The following is a 15,674-nucleotide window of genomic DNA, read 5'->3' on the forward strand; positions in this document are numbered from 1 at the left end:
TACAATGCCGGCGTGTGGATATGTTATCGTTGCGGCTACCTGAAGTGCATCCAGCAGAGATTCAGAATGCCCTTGCCAAAGACCGAACCGGGAATAACCGGCCAGGAACTGCAGAAGCTTGCTGTAAAAGCCCACGAAGCAAGCGACCTGCTGAAAGCAATGGCGCATCAAACCCGGCTTCTCATTCTCTGCATCCTCGCCAAGGAGGAAAGGACGGTCAGCCAAATCGAGGAATTGCTCGGTATACAGCAAGCGATGGTATCACAGCAGCTTGCGCGGCTGCGCATGGAGGGCCTCGTTAACACGCGCCGGGCAGGCCGGCTGGTCTATTACAGCATCGGCAATGCCAATCTGACGATTTTCCTGGATTCTCTCTTCGGCTTGTTCGAAGCAACCGACCCCGACTGATTCCTGCCCTTGCGATTATTGGCGGCAAGCGCCAAAGATGGCTTGTCCCCCGAAGCGGGCGGAAGGCCGGATGATCGACAAACTTGAATTCTTCATTGCCCTTGCCAACGAAAAGCACTTCGGCCGTGCTGCCGAGGAGTGCGGCATCTCGCAGCCCACGCTGTCGGCTGCAATTCGCCAACTTGAAGATCAACTGGGCGTCATGCTGGTGCAGCGGGGCTCACGATTCCAGGGTCTGACGCCGGAAGGCCAACGTGTCCTCGAATGGGCAAGGCGCATCGTCGGAGACACGCGCACCATGCGCGAAGAGATGCGTGCGGCGCGCAAAGGTCTTTCCGGCCATCTGCGCCTTGCTTCCATTCCGACAGCTCTGGCGATGCTACCGCGTATTACGACGCCTTTTCAGGAGCGGCACCCGGACGTCACCTTCTCCATCGTTTCGCGCAATTCGCTGCAGGTGTTGAGCATGCTCGAAAATCTCGAGATCGACGCCGGGGTGACTTATCTTGAAAACGAGCCCCTTGGGCGTTTAACGACCGTACCGCTTTATGCCGAGCGCTATCACCTGATCACTGCCGCTGGAAGTCCGCTTTCCGATCGCGAGACCGTGACCTGGCGCGAAGTGGGCGACCTTCGGCTTTGCCTATTGACGGCTGACATGCAGAACCGCCGCATCATCAACCGGCACCTCGCGGAAGCGGGCGCGAGCGCGCATCCCACTTTGGAATCCGGTTCGATGATCGTGCTGTTTTCTCACGTCAGAACCGGGCGCTGGGCGAGCATCATGCCGCGTAATGTGGCTGAATCCTTTGGATTTCCCGCCGAAATACGCATGATTCCGATTGTCGAGCCGGCGGCCCATCATTCGGTCGGGTTGGTCGCCACACATCGCGAGCCTTTTACGCCGCTCGTGTCTGCGTTGCTGCACGAGGCGAGAATACTCGCAGAGAGCGAAAGTCTATGATAGAAATTTCCTATCAGCCGACGGGACAGCTTTATTGATCACTCGATGTTTCCCTGAAAGACTTCCCCCGAGATACCGGATCGGCATGGGGAGGCCGTTTCGGTGAGCGACACAGCAAAGCCTCGGGAGGCCCGCCGAAATGAATGCTCATGTCGCCAATGGCGATATTGCCGAACGCACGCGCGCGATTGTTGGTGCCTTGCGCTCTCTTGAAGGCCCGCTCCTTCCAATCCTTCACGAAGTCCAGGATGAATTCGGCTATGTGCCGCACGAAGCGCTGCCGGTTATTGCGAGCGAACTCAATCTCTCGCGCGCCGAAGTGCATGGTGTGATGACGTTCTATCACGATTATCGCGATCATCCTGCCGGCCGCCATGTCCTGAAGCTATGTCGTGCCGAGGCCTGTCAGTCGATGGGCGGCGATGCTGTCGCCGATCGTATGAAGACACTGCTCGGCGTCGATTTCCATCAGACCGCGCTCGACGGCAGCGTGACCTTGGAGCCAGTCTACTGTCTCGGGCTCTGCGCTTGCGCCCCCGCAGCCATGCTCGACGGCGAGCTCTATGGGCGGATCGACGATCAGACAATTGCCGACCTCGTTGCGGAGGTGCGGCGATGAGCGTGACGATTTATGTTCCGCGCGACGCCGCAGCGCTAGCGCTCGGTGCCGAGAAGGTGGCTGAAGCGGTTACCCAGGAGATCGCAGCCCGCGGCATCGATGCGAAGATCATGCGCAACGGCTCGCGCGGAATGTTCTGGCTAGAACCTCTGGTGGAGGTCGAGGTATCCGGCAAGCGCATCGGCTACGGGCCGGTAAAGGTGAAGGATGTCGCTGCACTTTTCGATGCGGGCTTGGAGAGCGGCGGCGATCACGCGCTCTGTCTGGGGGAGGTCGAAGGCCTCCCATTCCTCAAGGAACAGACCCGCCTGACCTTCGCCCGCTGCGGCGTCGTCGATCCGCTTTCTCTGAAAGATTATGAAGCACATGGCGGCCTTGCCGGCCTTCGCCGCGCGGCGGACATGGCTCCCGCAGACGTGGTCAAGGAGGTGACCGAATCCGGTCTTCGCGGCCGCGGCGGTGCTGGTTTTCCAACCGGCATCAAATGGAAGACGGTACTGGATGCCGTGGGCGAGCGGAAATACATCGTCTGCAATGCAGACGAAGGCGACAGCGGCACCTTCGCAGACCGCATGATCATGGAGGGTGATCCCTTTGTGCTGATCGAAGGCATGGCAATTGCCGGGCTCGCGACGGGTGCGACGAAGGGCTTCATCTATATCCGTTCGGAATATCCCCATGCGATCGCGACGATGACGGAAGCGGTCGAGATCGCCGGCGGCGCCGGCATTCTCGGCGCTTCGGTACTCAGTTCTGGCCGCGCGTTCGATATTGAAGTCAGGACCGGTGCGGGTGCTTATGTCTGCGGCGAGGAAACGTCGCTGCTGAACAGCCTGGAAGGCAAGCGCGGCGTCGTTCGCGCCAAGCCGCCGCTGCCGGCGCACCAGGGACTCTTTGCCTGTCCCACGGTCATCAATAATGTGATCTCGCTGGCCTCGGTGCCGGTCATCCTGGAAAAAGGGGCTGTTTTTTACCGCGATTTCGGGATGGGCCGGTCGCGCGGCACGATCCCGCTGCAGATCGCCGGGAACGTCAAGCATGGCGGTCTTTACGAGACGGCCTTCGGGCTGTCACTCGGCGATATCGTCGAAAGGATCGGCGGCGGGACAGCAACGGGCCGGCCGGTGAAGGCGGTGCAGGTCGGCGGTCCGCTTGGTGCCTATTTCCCGAGGACACTCTTCGATACGCCTTTTGATTACGAAGCCTTTGCTGCCAAGGACGGCCTCATCGGCCATGCGGGCATCGTCATCTTCGACGACACCGTGGACATGCTGAAACAGGCGCGGTTCGCTATTGAATTCTGTGCGGTCGAAAGCTGCGGCAAGTGCACGCCCTGTCGCATCGGCTCCACGCGCGGTGTCGAAACCGCAGACAAGATCGCGCAAGGAATCGAGCCGGAGAAGAACCGGGCATTACTCGCCGATCTCTGCAACACCATGAAATTCGGCTCGCTTTGTGCACTCGGTGGTTTCACGCCCTATCCGGTGACGAGCGCGATGACGCACTTCCCGGACGATTTCGCGCCAACACCCCTCATCGAAGCGGCGGAGTAAGGATCCATGTCTCTCGTTCACGAAATCGACTACGGCACCCCGGCTTCGAAATCCGAAACAAGCGTGACGCTGACCATCGATGGCCGTCAGATCAGCGTGCCGGAGGGTACGTCTGTCATGCGCGCCTCGATGGAGGCCGGAATTCAAGTGCCGAAGCTTTGTTCGACCGATATGGTCGACGCCTTTGGCTCCTGCCGCCTCTGTCTCGTGGAGATCGAAGGCCGCAATGGGACGCCCGCATCCTGCACGACGCCGGTTGCAGCGGGCATGGTGGTCCATACGCAGACCGGACGCCTGAAGGACATTCGCCGCGGGGTGATGGAGCTCTACATTTCCGATCACCCGCTCGACTGCCTGACCTGTGCTGCCAACGGTGATTGCGAGTTGCAGGATATGGCAGGCGCCGTCGGCTTGCGCGACGTTCGCTACGGGTATGAAGGCGACAATCACGTCAAGGCACGCAACAACGGCGACAACAATCTCAAATGGATGCCGAAGGACGAATCGAACCCGTATTTCACCTATGATCCGTCAAAGTGCATTGTCTGCTCCCGCTGCGTGCGTGCCTGCGAGGAAGTGCAGGGAACCTTTGCGCTGACGATCGAGGGCCGCGGTTTCGGCTCGCGTGTTTCGCCGGGCATGCACGAGCACTTCATCGATTCCGAATGCGTTTCATGCGGTGCCTGCGTGCAGGCCTGCCCGACGGCGACGCTGACCGAAAAATCGGTCATCCAAATCGGCCAGCCCGAACATTCGGTAGTGACCACCTGTGCTTATTGCGGCGTCGGCTGCTCGTTCAAGGCGGAGATGCGCGGTGAGGAGCTGGTGCGCATGGTGCCGTGGAAGGACGGCCAGGCCAACCGCGGACATTCCTGCGTCAAGGGGCGTTTTGCCTACGGCTACTCGGCGCATAAGGACCGGATCCTCAATCCGATGATCCGCGAGAAGGTCACCGATCCTTGGCGTGAAGTGACCTGGGACGAGGCTATTGCGCACGTGGCGTCGGAATTCCGCCGCATCCAGTATCAGTATGGCCGCGATTCGATCGGCGGCATAACCTCGTCGCGTTGCACGAACGAGGAGACGTTCCTCGTTCAGAAACTCGTGCGCGCGGGCTTCGGCAACAACAATGTCGATACTTGCGCTCGCGTCTGCCATTCGCCGACGGGCTATGGCCTCGGCCAGGCCTTCGGCACCTCTGCCGGTACCCAGAATTTCGACAGTGTCGAGGATTCGGATGTCGTCATCGTCATTGGCGCCAATCCGACGGACGGCCATCCGGTCTTTGCCTCGCGACTGAAAAAACGGCTGCGTCAGGGCGCCAAGCTGATCGTCATCGACCCGCGGCGCATCGATCTCGTCAAAACACCGCATGTCGAGGCTGCCTATCACCTGCCCCTGAAGCCTGGCACCAATGTCGCCGTCATGACGTCGCTGGCGCATGTGATCGTGACCGAAGGGCTCTATGACGAAGCCTTCATTCGCGAGCGCTGCGATTGGTCTGAATTCGAAGATTGGGCGGCTTTCGTCTCGGAGCCCTATCACAGCCCGGAAGAGACCGAGAAGTTCACCGGCGTTCCGGCGCAATCCGTTCGTGGCGCAGCGCGCCTTTATGCGCGCGGCGGAAACGGGGCGATCTACTACGGCCTCGGCGTCACCGAGCACAGCCAGGGTTCCACCACCGTTATGGCGATCGCAAATCTGGCGATGGCGCCCGGCAATATCGGCCGTCCGGGCGTCGGCGTTAACCCGCTGCGTGGCCAGAACAATGTGCAGGGCTCCTGCGACATGGGCTCCTTCCCGCACGAGCTGCCGGGTTACCGCCATATCTCGGACGATGCGACGCGCGATATCTTCGAGAAGCTGTGGGGCGTCAAACTCAACAACGAACCCGGACTTCGCATCCCCAACATGCTGGACGCGGCCGTGGATGGCACGTTCAAGGGTTTGTATGTCCAAGGCGAGGACATTCTCCAATCCGATCCGGATACGAAGCACGTGGCGGCCGGTCTTGCTGCAATGGAATGCGTCGTGGTTCAGGATCTCTTCCTGAACGAGACGGCAAACTACGCGCATGTCTTCCTGCCGGGCTCGACCTTCCTGGAAAAGGACGGCACTTTTACCAATGCCGAACGTCGTATCAACCGCGTGCGCAAGGTCATGACGCCTCGCAACGGTTATGGCGATTGGGAGGTGACGCAGAAGCTGGCACAAGCCATGGGGCTCAGCTGGAATTACCAGCATCCGTCCGAGATCATGGATGAGATCGCGGCAACGACACCGAGCTTCGCGCTGGTTTCATACGACTACCTGGAAAAGATGGGATCGGTGCAGTGGCCCTGCAACGAAACGTCCCCGCAAGGTTCGCCGATCATGCATGTGAACGGCTTTGTTCGCGGCAAGGGCAAGTTCATCCGGACGGAATATGTCGCGACTGATGAACGCACCGGGCCACGCTTCCCGCTTCTGCTGACGACCGGCCGTATCCTCAGCCAGTATAATGTCGGTGCCCAGACGCGGCGCACCGACAACGTCGTCTGGCATGCCGAGGACCGGCTGGAAATCCATGCACATGATGCCGAAATGCGCGGTATTCGCGATGGCGACTGGGTGAAGCTTGCCAGCCGCTCCGGCGATACGTCACTGCGGGCGCTGATTACCGATCGCGTTGCACCCGGTGTCGTCTACACGACCTTCCATCATCCGAATACGCAGGCAAACGTCATCACCACCGATTTTTCCGACTGGGCGACGAACTGCCCGGAATACAAGGTGACGGCGGTACAGGTCTCGCCATCGAACGGCCCTTCAGAGTGGCAGGCCGAATATGACGAGCAGGCACGCCAAAGCCGTCGCATTGCCGGCAAGCTGGTGGCGGCCGAATAATGGAAAGGCGGGCGGCGCGCATTTCCGTCAAACGCATCGCCCGAAAGGGCGGGGTCGTGATGCCGGGTGAGCGCGTCGTGCCGGAGGAGATACCGGTTGCCTTTTCCTACGGCGGCACGGCGCATGCGGTAATGATGGCGACGCCGGAGGACATAGAAGACTTTGCGATCGGATTCAGCCTGACGGAAGGCATAATCCAGGACGCGGGCCAGGTCTGCGCAATCGAAATCGTCGATGAGCCGCAGGGTATCGATGTCCAGGTAACGCTGACAGACGATGTCGCCGACGCATTGCGTGCGCGCCGACGCAGCATGGCTGGACCGGTTGGTTGCGGGCTTTGCGGCATCGAATCGATCGATCAGGCTGTCCGTCCGGTGCCCGATGTTTCCTCTGCGGATCTCAAGCTGACGCATGGCGACATCGTCCGAGCCGTCTCGCTCCTTAATGACGCCCAGCCGCTCCACAGGGAAACACGTGCAGTCCACGGAGCGGGCTTCTACATTCCTGGTAGAGGCTTGCTCGTCGTTCGCGAGGATGTCGGCAGGCACAATGCACTCGACAAGCTCTGTGGGGCTGTCATTGGCACCGGAACGACCGGCTCAAAGGGGGCTGTAGCCGTCACGAGTCGGCTGTCGGTCGAGATGGTGCAGAAAGCCGCGATCCTAGGAAGCTCTGTCCTCATCGCGATTTCTGCGCCGACGGCTCTTGCCATCCGAACTGCCGAGCAAGCCGGCATGACGCTCGTTGCGCTTGTGCGCGGCGATGACTTCGAAATTTTCACCCACCCGCACCGTATTTTGCCTGAAAGCATTGCCGATGTCGCATGATCCGCATTCAAAGCTCGTCTACATGGCCAACCAAATTGCGACCTTTTTCAAGAGCCAGCCTGAGAGCGAGGCAGCTCAAGGTGTTGCGACGCATATCAACAAATTCTGGGAGCCGCGCATGCGGCGGCAGTTGTTTGAAATTCTCGAAAAGGACGATAACCGCTTGAACGCGCTCGTCATTCAAGCGGCACCTCTGATCCGCAGGCCGGAACCGGCCGAATCAATCCGGAAATAAATATCGATTTCACGCTTGGAGGGGGCACAGGCATTTCGCCTGCTCAAGCATGAATTATTGCAAGAAAAGTCTTTAATCAGGAGGAATTATTCATGACTGCAGCGGAAACAGATACCACAGGTGATTTAGCCGGACTTGGCCTGCTTGATCGGGAGAGGATCATTGCTAAGCCGGGTTTCAATCGCTGGCTTGTGCCGCCGGCAGCGCTCGCCATACATCTTTGCATCGGCATGGCTTACGGCTTCAGCGTCTTCTGGCTGCCGCTTTCGAAATCGCTCGGGATCACGGCATCGACAGCATGCCCCGATCTGACGCTTGCGTCTGCGCTGTTCACGACGATATGCGATTGGCGTGTCGCCGATCTCGGCTGGATCTATACCCTCTTTTTCGTTCTGCTCGGTTGCTCCGCCGCCATCTGGGGCGGCTGGCTGGAGCGTTCCGGTCCGCGCAAAGCGGGCTTTGTATCCGCTTGCTGCTGGTGTGGCGGCATCCTCGTTGCTGCCTTGGGCGTGATGACGCATCAGCTGTGGCTGATGTGGCTCGGCGCCGGCGTCATCGGCGGCATCGGTCTCGGCCTCGGGTACATTTCGCCGGTGTCGACGCTCATTAAGTGGTTTCCGGACCGCCGCGGCATGGCGACGGGCATGGCCATCATGGGGTTTGGCGGCGGGGCAATGATCGGCGCACCGCTCGCCAACCTGCTGATGAACTATTTCAAGACCGACACCTCGGTTGGCGTCTGGCAAACCTTCATCGTTATGGCAATCATCTATTTCGGCTTCATGATGGGCGGTGCGTTCGGTTATCGCATTCCCCCCGCCGGCTGGCGTCCGGAAGGCTGGACCGCCCCTGCCGCCAAGAGCACGATGATCACCACCAAGCACGTTCACCTGCGCGATGCGCACAGGACGAAGCAGTTCTGGCTGATCTGGGCGGTGCTCTGCCTCAACGTGTCGGCAGGTATCGGCGTTATCGGCATGGCCTCGCCGATGTTGCAGGAAATCTTTGCTGGTTCGCTGATCGGTTTGCCGGATGTTGGCTTTGCGCAGCTTGACGCGGCGCAGAAAGCATCCATCGCCACGATCGCTGCCGGGTTCGCCGGACTTCTGTCGCTCTTCAACATCGGCGGCCGCTTCTTCTGGGCCTCGCTCTCCGACAGAATCGGCCGCAAGAACACCTATTATTGCTTTTTCATCCTCGGCATCGCGCTTTATGCACTTGCGCCAACCTTTGCGGGCATGGGCAACAAGGCGCTCTTCGTCCTCGCCTTCGCCATCATTCTTTCGATGTATGGCGGCGGTTTCTCCACAATTCCGGCCTATCTTGCCGATATTTTCGGCACGCAATTCGTCGGCGCTATCCACGGCCGCCTACTGACAGCGTGGGCAACCGCCGGCATCGTTGGTCCTGTGGTCGTGAACTATATTCGCGAAGCGCAGATAGCAGCCGGCGTTGCACCGGGACCGGCTCTCTACACAGGGACCATGTATATCCTGGCTGGCATGCTGGCTCTGGGTCTGATTGCCAACGCCCTCGTCCGGCCGCTTGCCAGCAAGTGGTTTATGTCCGATGAGGAGGTTGCAGCACTTCAGGCGAAATCCGCAGCCGCAAGCATAGGCCCGACCGGCTCGTTCGGTATCGGCAAAGGCGGCTTCGACTCAAAGGCTCTGCTTGCCTGGGCCGTCGTCGGCATCCCGCTGCTTTGGGGCGTATGGGTCACGCTGAAGGCAACCTTTGCACTGTTCGGTTGATTTTGATCATTCTCGAAAATCAAGGCACGCGCGTCGGCGCGTGCTTTTTTTAATGGTGCGCCACCATTAAAAAAGCCGCCTTGCGGCGGCTTCCGGAAATCATGCTTCGGTGGCTTACGCTGCCAGTTCGTCGGTTTCGTTTTCCTTGAACATCTTGGCAAGGTTCAAGAAGCAGATCATGCCGTTCTCCGAGGCGATGACGCCTTCGCAGTAAGCGCGATCGAAGGATGCCGTCACTTCCGGTACGGGCTGAACCTGGTTGGAGGCAATCGTCAGAATGTCGGAGACGCGGTCGACAAGCATGCCGATGACCATGCTGTGCACTTCGGCGACAACGATGGCGCTTCGCTCATTGGCGACGGTGCTCTGCATGCCGAGCTTATAGGCGAGATCGATGATCGGGATAACTGAGCCGCGAAGGTTCATGACGCCGATGACATCAGCAGGCGCATGCGGGATCGGCGTCGAAGGCGCCCAGCCGCGGATTTCGCGGATGGTGGTCGTCTTTACGCAGAACTCCTGATCATGCAGGCGGAATGCGATGATCTCGAGAGTGTCGCCGCTGAAGTTATTTGAGTTGATCGTCGTCATTAGAAAGTCTTCCCAAGCCCGGCAGAAGCGGCTGCGCCACCATTGGCGAACACCCCGTGCCTTCACACCACGCGACGCCCTCGCAATGATCTTCGGGGCCTCGTTACGGTTACGCGCGACATTACCGGAAGAGTGTTGCACAAATCTAAATCGTCACTGGAGACCACAAGGTTTTTGGGTTCATTCGCAATCTTGCCTCAACAATAGAAACGAGAAGGTGCTTGCCTTATGCGATCGTCTTCTCGATCTCAGAGATCGCCCATTCCACCTGTTGCTTGGTGATGACGAGCGGCGGCGCCAGGCGGATCGTATTTTCATGCGTATCCTTTGCCAGCAGGCCCCGTTCCTTGAGGTTATAGCAGTACCGCCGCGCGCCCCCAGCTTCCGGCTCCAGCTCGATCGCCATCATCAGGCCGCGGCCGCGCACGTCCTTGACGATGTTGGAGCGGATCGACCTCAGACCGTCGAGGAAGTATGCACCCATCTTCTCGGCATTTTCGATCATGCCTTCCTCAGTGAGCACCTTCAGTGCGGCGCGGGCGACGGCGCAAGCAAGAGGATTGCCTCCAAACGTCGAGCCATGCTGGCCGGGTTTCAGCACTCCGAGAACTTCCGAGTTGGAAAGGACGGCCGATACCGGATAGAAACCACCGGAAAGCGCCTTGCCGATCAGCGTCACGTCGGCTTCAATGCCCTCATGCTCCTCCGCCAGGAATTTGCCCGTCCGGCCGAGGCCTGTCTGGATCTCGTCGAGGATCAGCGTGACGTTGTTGGCGGTGCACAACTCACGGACACGCTTGAAATATCCCTCAGGCGGGATGATGACACCGGCTTCGCCCTGGATCGGCTCGATGAGGGCGGCAACGGTGTTCTCGTTGATGGTGGCCGCGAAGGCTTCCGCATCGCCGAAGGGAACCATGCGAAAGCCTGGCGTATAGGGGCCGAAGCCGGCACGTGCGTCCGGATCTGTGGAAAAGCTGATGATAGTGAGCGTCCGGCCATGGAAGTTATCGGCGCAGACGATGATCTCCGCCTTTCCTTCCGGAACGCCCTTTACTTCATAGCCCCATTTGCGAACCGCCTTGATGGCCGTCTCAACGGCTTCGGCGCCGGAGTTCATCGGCAGGATCTTGTGAGAGCCGGTGAGCGTGGCCAGCTCCTCATAGAGATGTGCGAGCTGGTCGTTGCGGAATGCGCGCGAGGTGAGAGTGAGCTTTCCGGCCTGTTCGACCATCGCCGCCAGGATCTTCGGATGGCAGTGCCCCTGATTGACCGCAGAATAGGCGGAAAGGCAATCGAGATACCGCTTGCCGTCCGTATCCCAGACGTACACCCCTTCGCCGCGCGTCAGGACGACGTCGAGCGGCTTGTAGTTATGCGCACCAAGCTGGTGTTCGGTGGCGATCAGATCTGTGGATGTGCTCATGGCTGCTTCCCCTTATGCGGCGCGTGTCGGACGATCGAAGATGCGGCGCCCGAAGAGGCTTGCCGTCAGTTCCACGAGAACGCGGGCACTCTTGCCGCGATCGTCCAGAAACGGATTGAGCTCGACAAGATCAAGCGACGAAACGAGCCCGCTGTCGGAAAGGATTTCCATGACGAGGTGGGCTTCGCGAAATGTCGCGCCGCCCGGGACGGTGGTGCCGACGCCAGGTGCAATATCCGGGTCGAGGAAATCGACATCGAGGCTTACATGCAGAAGGCCGTTCGCCTTTTCGATTGTGCTGACGATATGGCGCATGGTGGCTGCGATGCCCTGCTCATCGATCGAGCGCATGTCGAAGACATTGACGCCGTGCTTTTGGATTTCCACGCGTTCGGACGGATCGACGGAGCGAATGCCAACCTGAAACACATTGCGCGGGTCAACGAGGGGCCGGTCCTTAGGCAGGATTTCGGCGACCTCGGCCTGACCGCTGAAGAAAGCGACGGGCATGCCGTGCATATTGCCGGAAGGCGACGTCGCCGGCGAATTGAAGTCAGAATGGGCGTCGAGCCAGAGTACGAAGAGCGGGCGGTCCTGCTCGGCCGCGTAACGCGCCATGCCGGAGACACTGCCCATCGACAGGCTGTGGTCGCCGCCGAGAATCAGCGGAAAGCGTCCGGCCGCAGCGGCCTCGTAGGTGCTGGCTTCGAGCGCACGCGTATAGGCGCCAATGAGACGCAGATTGTGCGCCTTCGGATGGTTCGGAAGGTCACGTGCCGGTACGACGTGGATGTCGCCTTCATCGCACACATCATGGCCGAGGTCGATCAGGGTCTGGTCCACACCGGCAATGCGTAGCGCTGCCGGCCCCATCGCCGCCCCGCGCCGGCCTGATCCTTCCTCTACCGGAACACCAATGAGTGTGACTGATCGAGACTGAACTTCCATTCTGGGCGCTCCGGATTCGAAATTGGATTGGCGCATATTCGGATATCGACGTGACGGCAAAAAGATGGAAAAGTGTCAGAAATCAAATCCGATTAGGCACTTTGCTAAGTGTGTTTCGACAAAGTGATCGCCATGGACGACCTTGATCAAGAACTTCTAAGCGCGCTTCGCCATAATGCTAGAACGCCGGTATCCTCTCTCGCCGCGATGACTGGCGCGTCGCGCGCGACCGTTGCCGCCCGCATCGACCGGCTTGTCGCAAGCGGCACCATTGCCGCTTTCACCATCCGGACCGGCCATGAAACGCGTGCCGCGGGAGTTCGTGCCATCGTCATGATCGAGGTACTCGGCAAGCTCGCCGACCGAGTGGCCGATCAGTTGCGCGGTCTCCCGCAGGTACGGGCGCTGCACAGCACCAACGGCAAATGGGATTTCGTCGCGGAGCTTGAGGATCGCGATCTCGTCTCCTTCGATGAGACGCTCCGCCGTATCCGGCTCGTCAACGGCATCAATTCGACTGAAACCAGTATCCTGCTGAAAACCCGGAAGTCCGGATTCTAATATTCATGTTCGTAGACGATGCCGGCTTCGCCGGCGCCGTTTCCGCCCGCAGCACCACGTAATTTCACGCCACGCCCGACATCGAGATTGATAATCGCCTTGGCGCCTGCTTCGCCGCCTTGCTGCAGCTCGAAATAGGTGCGCTCGTTCAAATAGCGGCCGACGCTGACACTTGTCTGCCCTTTCTCGTCGGTGCTGATGTTCAGGTCGTCGACACCAAGCTGGTTGCGGAGCCCCTCGAAAAGCGAGGTCGAACGTCCGCCCGCCAGCTGGCTCACCGCATCGGCGAGCTGTGCGATCTGGACCGGCGAGAGCTTCGACATCGATTGGCCGAATATGAGCTGCGCCAGCACTTCATCCTGCGGCAGGGTCGGCGAGGACGAGAAGGTGATCGAGGGATCTGTCGCAAGTCCGGTGACGTCGACGATGAGCGTCGTCGTTCCCGAAGTGGAGCTCGCTTCCATATCGAGCGCCGGCGTCAAGTCACCGGCAAACGTAATGCGGCTCTTGTCGGTGAAGTTCAGGCGGCGGTTAAGCATGGTCAAGCGTCCGCGACGCATAGTAAAGCCGCCGGAAACGACGGGCGTTGCCGCCGTTCCCCTGATCGTGACACTGCCTCCAAGTTCCGAATCGATGCCGCGGCCGCGGACAAAGATTTTCGACGGCGCGCTAATGTGCAGGTCGAGCGCGAGCGTCGTGGATTTCTCGCCGGCCTTCTGCGCATTTTCGTCGCGCAGCTGGGCACGCACCGCAGGTGGTGCATTCACATGCTTGATGTTGATTTCGCGCAGTGAAGTCGGCAGCTTGTCCGGCACGGTGATCGATGCTTTTTCGACGTTCAACCTGCCGCTCAGCACCGGGTTGGTGAGAAGCGGACCCCGCAGACCGAGATTGCCATCGACCGTCGCGACGACAAGCGTTCCGTCAACATAGACTGCCCTGTTCAGCCTAACCTCGATGTTTACCGGATAGCCGCTGCCCGGCCGGATCCCGACCGTACCGCTCGCCGTAACGCTGCCGCCGCTCGCGAAATTGCCGCTTAGGCGGGAAATGGTGGCCTGCTCGCCATTCATGGTGATGTTGGCGACGACATTGTTGAGCGCAAGGTTCCTGCGGACATCGACCAGCTTGGCGCCGCTGGTCGCGATAGACCCGTTGATGACGGGGCCGGCGGCCGTACCGGTGATACGGAGGTCTATGTCGGCGGTGCCGTCCACGACAAAGCCCTGTTGCGCCAGCTGCGCACCCAAGATGGCAAAGGGGAGGTTGCCGCGGAATTGCAGGTTGAGGGCCCGACTGCCGGTGATCGCAACGGTGCCGCCACCCTTCACCGAAAGGCCGCTGTCGCCGGTAAGGTCGGTATCGATGGTGAGTGTGTTATCGGCGAGCTTGCCGTTCGCGGTGACTGCGAACGGCGAGAGCCCGGCGCCTTTGGTTTGGCTGGTCGCCGCATTCTTCCAGTTGAGCTTGAAATCAACCTTCGGCGCGGACAGCGGCCCCGAAACCGATGCGGTTCCGGAGATCGTTCCCTCAGCGGCGAGGCCTGGTACGAAACCGTTTGCAACGCTCGCCGGAAGATTGGAGACATTGGCGTCCACCTTTAGGCTCTTGACGACTGTGCCCTCTATCATGACATTGCCGCCAGCTTTCAGAGTGACGTTGTCAGCGCCGTTCATGTTAGCATCGAAGTCGAGCCTGTTGTTCGCAAGCTTGCCAGTCGCGTTCACCACGAGCTGGGACAGTCCTGCCTTCTTGGTGTGGCTAGTTGCCGCGTTCTTCCAGTTGAGTTTGAAATCGGCTGTCGGGGAAGCAAGGCTCCCCCCAGCCACAACCGTGCCAGAAAGGACACCTTCTGCCGCAAGGCCCGGCACGAAATTGTTGGCGATGCCTGCCGGCAGATCGGCAATGTCGGCGTCCACCTTCAGGCTCTCGACTGTCTTGCCGGCAATTGCGACATTGCCGTTGGCTTTCAGCGAAGCTCCGTCAGCACCGCTCGCATTCGCGTCGAAATCAAGCTTGTTGTCGGCAAATTTTCCCCTCGCGCTGAGGTTCAGCGACGACAGCTTGGCGCCCTTCGTCTGACTTGTCGCCAAGTCCTTCCAATCGAGCCTGAAATCAACGGCAGGTGAGGAGAGCGTCCCAGAGGCTGTCACCCTTCCCGAAACGGTACCCCCGGCAGCCAGGCCCGGGACAAAGCCGTTTGCGATGCTTGCGGGAACGTTGGTGACGTTCGCGTCAATCTCCAAGCTCTGAATAGTCTTTTCAGCAACGACGACCTTACCCGCCGCTTTCAAAGCGACACCATCGGCGGCATTCGCGCTTGTATCGAAGTCGAGCCTGTTATCGGCAAATTTGCCGGTGGTGCTCAGCTCGAGCGCTTTCAATCCAGCACCCTTAGTCTGACTTGTGGCTGCGTCCTTCCAATCAAGATCGAAATCGACGGCCGGCGCAGCAAGTGTTCCCGATGCCTTGGCAGTTCCAGAGATCGTGCCCTCGGCGGCAAGTCCAGGCACGAAGCTGTTTGCAATGCTTGCCGGGACATTGTTGAGATTGGCGTTGACGTCGAGACTTTGGACCGCCGTGCCGGCGATAACAATATTCCCGTCCGCGCTCAGTCCCGTGTTGGCTGCCCCGGTCAGATCTGCATCGAAGTCGAGCTTGTTATCTGCGAGTTTGCCGGTGGCGCTCAGGCCGAACGGGGCAAGCTTTGCCTGTTTCGTCTGGCTCGTGGCTGCGTCTTTCCAGTCGAGATCGAAATCGACGGCCGGCGCAGTCGGCGTTCCCGATGCCTTGGCAGTTCCAGAGATCGTGCCCTCGGCGGCAAGTCCAGGCACGAAGCTGTTTGCAATGCTTGCCGGGACATTGTTGAGATTGGCGTTGCCGTCGAGATTTTGGACCGCCGTGC

Annotated in this window: 13 protein-coding genes; 9 read left to right on the top strand and 4 right to left on the bottom strand. The window is 59.9% G+C overall.

What is annotated here, in order from left to right:
* Positions 1–66: 66 nt before the first annotated feature.
* From C9413_RS13635 to C9413_RS13670, 8 genes are all read left to right on the top strand, one after another.
* The gene (locus tag C9413_RS13635) at positions 67–408 is read left to right on the top strand and encodes a metalloregulator ArsR/SmtB family transcription factor (protein ID WP_039846334.1); all 342 of its coding nucleotides are present in this window, start codon (positions 67–69) and stop codon (positions 406–408) included.
* 70 nt (positions 409–478) lie between these two features.
* Positions 479–1,372 carry a LysR family transcriptional regulator gene (locus C9413_RS13640; protein WP_170250551.1) on the top strand — a complete coding sequence of 298 codons (894 nt, stop codon included), beginning with the start codon at positions 479–481 and terminating at the stop codon, positions 1,370–1,372.
* A gap of 139 nt (positions 1,373–1,511) precedes the next feature.
* Complete coding sequence (locus tag C9413_RS13645) at positions 1,512–1,991, top strand: formate dehydrogenase subunit gamma (RefSeq protein ID WP_039846332.1); 480 nt, start codon at positions 1,512–1,514, stop codon at positions 1,989–1,991.
* The gene (locus C9413_RS13650) at positions 1,988–3,544 is read left to right on the top strand and encodes an NADH-quinone oxidoreductase subunit NuoF (RefSeq protein ID WP_170250552.1); all 1,557 of its coding nucleotides are present in this window, start codon (positions 1,988–1,990) and stop codon (positions 3,542–3,544) included. The genes C9413_RS13645 and C9413_RS13650 overlap by 4 nt, the downstream gene beginning before the upstream one ends.
* Positions 3,545–3,550: 6 nt before the next feature.
* On the top strand, positions 3,551–6,430 hold the full coding sequence (gene fdhF, locus C9413_RS13655) for a formate dehydrogenase subunit alpha (RefSeq protein ID WP_170250553.1): 2,880 nt from the start codon (positions 3,551–3,553) through the stop codon (positions 6,428–6,430).
* A complete protein-coding gene (fdhD, locus tag C9413_RS13660; protein ID WP_039846329.1) occupies positions 6,430–7,257 on the top strand; it encodes a formate dehydrogenase accessory sulfurtransferase FdhD in 828 nt (275 codons plus the stop codon). The genes fdhF and fdhD overlap by 1 nt, the downstream gene beginning before the upstream one ends.
* Complete coding sequence (locus tag C9413_RS13665) at positions 7,247–7,492, top strand: formate dehydrogenase subunit delta (protein ID WP_039846328.1); 246 nt, start codon at positions 7,247–7,249, stop codon at positions 7,490–7,492. Before fdhD ends, C9413_RS13665 begins: the two co-directional genes overlap by 11 nt.
* Positions 7,493–7,584: 92 nt before the next feature.
* The gene (locus tag C9413_RS13670) at positions 7,585–9,243 is read left to right on the top strand and encodes an OFA family MFS transporter (protein WP_039846327.1); all 1,659 of its coding nucleotides are present in this window, start codon (positions 7,585–7,587) and stop codon (positions 9,241–9,243) included.
* Between the two features lie 114 nt (positions 9,244–9,357).
* Here the strand turns inward: C9413_RS13670 and C9413_RS13675 are convergent, their stop codons facing one another.
* The 3 genes from C9413_RS13675 to rocF all read right to left on the bottom strand — a co-directional run bounded on the left by C9413_RS13675 (position 9,358) and on the right by rocF (position 12,208).
* Positions 9,358–9,834 (bottom strand): chemotaxis protein CheW, encoded by a 477-nt coding sequence (locus C9413_RS13675; protein WP_039846326.1) that lies wholly within the window; start codon positions 9,832–9,834, stop codon positions 9,358–9,360.
* A 226-nt stretch (positions 9,835–10,060) separates the two neighbouring features.
* Positions 10,061–11,260, bottom strand: coding sequence for an ornithine--oxo-acid transaminase (gene rocD, locus C9413_RS13680; protein WP_039846325.1), 1,200 nt, complete (start codon positions 11,258–11,260; stop codon positions 10,061–10,063).
* A gap of 12 nt (positions 11,261–11,272) precedes the next feature.
* The gene (gene rocF / locus C9413_RS13685) at positions 11,273–12,208 is read right to left on the bottom strand and encodes an arginase (protein WP_039846324.1); all 936 of its coding nucleotides are present in this window, start codon (positions 12,206–12,208) and stop codon (positions 11,273–11,275) included.
* A 132-nt stretch (positions 12,209–12,340) separates the two neighbouring features.
* On the opposite strand from rocF, the gene C9413_RS13690 reads away from it, so the two are divergent.
* On the top strand, positions 12,341–12,769 hold the full coding sequence (locus tag C9413_RS13690) for an Lrp/AsnC family transcriptional regulator (protein WP_039847023.1): 429 nt from the start codon (positions 12,341–12,343) through the stop codon (positions 12,767–12,769).
* Here the strand turns inward: C9413_RS13690 and C9413_RS13695 are convergent.
* The coding region (locus C9413_RS13695; protein WP_170250554.1) for a translocation/assembly module TamB domain-containing protein at positions 12,766–15,674 on the bottom strand (2,909 nt) is incomplete at its 5' end. The genes C9413_RS13690 and C9413_RS13695 overlap by 4 nt on opposite strands.

It is taken from the genome of Rhizobium sp. SEMIA 4085, from assembly GCF_013004495.1.
Lineage (GTDB): Bacteria > Pseudomonadota > Alphaproteobacteria > Rhizobiales > Rhizobiaceae > Rhizobium > Rhizobium gallicum.